Annotated in this window: 4 protein-coding genes and 2 pseudogenes; all 6 read right to left on the reverse strand. The window is 70.9% G+C overall.

The window, feature by feature from the left end; translation table 11 throughout:
* Nucleotides 1–182, reverse strand: a pseudogene (locus AC2VOP_RS09415) (tRNA (adenosine(37)-N6)-threonylcarbamoyltransferase complex transferase subunit TsaD); the annotation flags it as partial.
* Complete coding sequence (rimI, locus tag AC2VOP_RS09420) at nucleotides 179–619, reverse strand: ribosomal protein S18-alanine N-acetyltransferase (RefSeq protein WP_486960706.1); 441 nt, start codon at nucleotides 617–619, stop codon at nucleotides 179–181. The gene rimI and the pseudogene AC2VOP_RS09415, both read right to left, overlap by 4 nt.
* A 30-nt stretch (nucleotides 620–649) precedes the next feature.
* Nucleotides 650–1,282, reverse strand: a pseudogene (gene tsaB, locus AC2VOP_RS09425) (tRNA (adenosine(37)-N6)-threonylcarbamoyltransferase complex dimerization subunit type 1 TsaB); the annotation flags it as partial.
* Nucleotides 1,279–1,749 carry a tRNA (adenosine(37)-N6)-threonylcarbamoyltransferase complex ATPase subunit type 1 TsaE gene (gene tsaE, locus AC2VOP_RS09430; protein ID WP_486960703.1) on the reverse strand — a complete coding sequence of 157 codons (471 nt, stop codon included), beginning with the start codon at nucleotides 1,747–1,749 and terminating at the stop codon, nucleotides 1,279–1,281. The pseudogene tsaB and the gene tsaE, both read right to left, overlap by 4 nt.
* Entirely contained in the window at nucleotides 1,742–2,848 is a 1,107-nt protein-coding gene (locus tag AC2VOP_RS09435; protein ID WP_486960704.1) for an alpha/beta fold hydrolase, read from the reverse strand. The genes tsaE and AC2VOP_RS09435 overlap by 8 nt, the downstream gene beginning before the upstream one ends.
* Nucleotides 2,838–3,187, reverse strand: a 350-nt coding sequence (locus tag AC2VOP_RS09440; RefSeq protein WP_486960705.1) for an alanine racemase C-terminal domain-containing protein, incomplete at its 5' end; no start/stop codon positions are given. The genes AC2VOP_RS09440 and AC2VOP_RS09435, both read right to left, overlap by 11 nt.

Consider the following 3,187-nt stretch of genomic DNA (forward strand, 5'->3'; position numbering starts at 1 on the left):
CCGAGCGCCTCCAGATGCGCCCGCGACGCGATCTCGGGCACCACCCCGCCGAACCGGGCGTGCTGGTCGACGCTGGAGGCCACCTCGTCGGCCAGCAGCGTCACCGCGCCGTCAGAGTCGAGTCGGGCAATACCGACACCCGTTTCGTCGCAGGAGGTTTCAATCGCCAGGATGGTTTTCATCGCGCCTCCCGGCGCATCAGGTGGGCGTCGGCTCCGCTGGCCCGGTAATAGCGCTTGCGGATACCGACGTCGACGAATCCCATGTCGCGGTAGAGCGCGATGGCCGCGGCGTTGTCGGTGCGCACCTCCAGGTGCACGACGGCGCTGCCCGCGAAGCCCAGCAGCTCAGTCAGCAGCCGCCGGCCGATGCCGCGGCCCTGGTAGGCCGGATCCACCCCGATGGTGTGCACCTCGTACTCGAACGGCGGGATACGGCCCAGCCGGGCGATGCCCGCGTAGCCGACGAGCTCGTCGGCGACCCGCGCGCCGACGTAGTGGTGGTGCCGGGCGGCAAGCGCCCGGTGAAACGCCGCGGCCGGCCACGGGTCGTCACCGTCGAACAGCTGCGCTTCCAGTTCGGCGCAGCGAACGGCGTCGGCATCGGTGAGCGGGCCAATAACAAGCGACGTGACAAGCGAAGCGTCGTGTGGTTGGACATCCGGTCGGCGGAGGTAGAGCGGCACCAGCGGCGCTGGGTTGGCATCCCAATCGTCCACCGCCGCAACCAATCCGGCGGCCGTCGGGTAGGCGATGTCGAGCACCGGCAGGTTGAACAGCGCCGCGTGGTCCGGTGAGCCGGCCACCGCCTGCGCCGCGCCGAAATCGACGTCGCCCGGCGCGCAAACCGCCGGACCGGCAACCCGGACCCCGTCGCGGTACCGTGCCCAGTACACCTCGCGGCGGCGGGCATCGGTGACCACCAACAGTTCATCCTTCCGCACCCGCCTCGCCAGCACCCCGATGGCGTCCAGGCTGCACACCCCGTACACCGGAATGCTGAGCGCATGGCCGTAGGCGGCGGCGGTGGCCATCCCGACCCGCAGCCCGGTGAACGGGCCCGGCCCGCAGCCCACTACCACCGCGTCCAGGTCGGTCATCGAAAGCCCGGCGTCGTCCAGCGCGGCCAGCACGTTGGGGGTGATTCGCTCGGCGTGCGCCCGCGCGTCGACGGTGACCCGCTCGGCCAGCACGGTGCGCTCGTCGCTCGCGCCGGCAGCGGCCACCAAGCCCGCCGTCACCGCGGGGGTGGCGGTGTCGACGGCCAGAATCACCCGGCTCACGGCAGATTCCACCGCCAGGTCGCGGTGCGCACCTCGGAGTCGGGATCACTGCAGCGCTCCAGCGCGATGTCGAGGTGGCGCTCGGAGAGCCGTTCGGCCAGCCCTTCGCCCCACTCCACGACGACGACGGCGTCGTCGAGCTCGGTGTCCAGATCCAGCGCGTCCAGTTCGGCCAGCGGATCGGTACCCCGGTCCAGCAGCCGGTAGAGGTCGGCGTGGATCATCGCCGGTGCACCCGAACGCCGGGGCCGGTGCACCCGGGCTAGCACGAACGTCGGCGAGACGACCGGACCGTCGACGTCCAGCGCAGCCGCGATTCCCTTGGCCAGCACGGTTTTTCCAGCACCGAGCGGGCCGCCCAGCACCACCACGTCGCCGGCGCGAAGCTGCCGACCGAACCGGGTACCGAACGCCAGGGTGTCGGCCACGGTGGCCAGGGTCTGGGTGCCGCTGCGAGTTTCAGCCACTCCCGCTCCCGGCAGCGGCCCGCCCGCGCAGCCGCCGAGTCAGTGCCACCCGTCGCGGGGTGGCCCGCTCGACCAGCCGGACCAGCGCGTCGTCGATCACGTCGGGCTCCTCCAGCTGCACCAGATGACCCGCCCCTTCGACGATCACCAACTCGGAGTTCCACAACGCGGCCGCCATCGCCCGCGAGTAGCCGTCCGGGGTGATCAGGTCGTGATCGCCGCAGGCGACCAGGGTGGGAATTGTGGAAAGCGTTTCCAGTGCAGCACTTTCGTCGTGCACCTCCAGCGCGTGCAGGAATCCCACCATGGTCGTGATCGGGGTGGCGTGCATCATCTCCTCGGAGAACGCCACCACGCTCGGACTGGTCGCCTCGCGACCGTAGGAAGCGGCCCGCAGGATCGGGCCGATCACCGGACGGGCCGCGCCGCGGCCGCGGTGCAACAGCTTCGGTGCATAGCGGGCGCTGAACTGGACGGCCTCCAGCGCCGGGTTCCGCAGCATCTCACCCAGCGGGGAGCGCGAAACCCCCTTGACCGCAGAGGAGATCAGCGCCGCACCGATGATCCGACTGCCGTAGCGTCGGGGGAACTGCCGGGCATGCGACAGCACAGCCATGCCGCCCATGGAGTGGCCGACCAGAACGATCGGGCCGCGCGGCACCGTCGCGTTCAGCACCGCCTCCAGGTCCTGGCCGAGCTGGGGCACGGTGTAAGTGTCGGGCGAGGCGACATCGGAGGCGCCGTGGCCGCGCTGATCGTAGAAGACCATCCGCACCTGCGGCCCCCACTCCTGCGTTAACCGGGTGCGCTGAAAATGAAAGGAGCCCATCTGCAGGCAGAAGCCGTGGACGAAGACCACGGTCAGCGGCGCGTCTGTCGGCCCGACGTCACGCACCGCCAGTGCCACCCCGTCGTCGGTGGTCACCGTCAAACCGCGGTCATGGTCGAGGATCTCGAAATCCTCTTCGGCGTAAGGGTCTTCGGCGCTGGTGCGCCGGGTCATCGTGTGTGCGACGGTGGTGCCGGCGATGGTGCCGACCGCGGTCAGCCCCGCCACACCGGCCAGCCAGCCGCGGGCCCGTCGGCGGTTACGTGCCATTGGCATCAGCTTCGACATAGGTCCGGGTGACCCGGCCGCGCGGACCGGTCACGACTTCGTAGTGGACGGTGCCGAGCACGTCTGCCCAGTCCTGGGCGGTGGGCTCGCCCCGGTTGCCGGGCCCGAACAGGATGGCCTCGTCGCCGGCGCTGACGTCGACCGGCCCGGGGCCCAGATCGACGGCGAACTGGTCCATGCAGACCCGCCCCGCACTGCGCCGCCGCCGTCCGTTGATCCACACGTCGAACCGTCCGCTCAGGGCGCGGAACACACCGTCGGCGTAGCCGATCGGCAGCAGCGCCAGGGTGGTGTCGGCCTCGGCGACCCAGGTGTGCCCGT

It is taken from the genome of Mycobacterium sp. TH-M106, from assembly GCF_057473765.1.

What these genes read in the sequence shown, in the direction of transcription:
- AC2VOP_RS09435 (WP_486960704.1), bottom strand. Translation starts at nt 2,848, where the DNA reads ATGGCACGTAACCGCCGACGGGCCCGCGGCTGGCTGGCCGGTGTGGCG.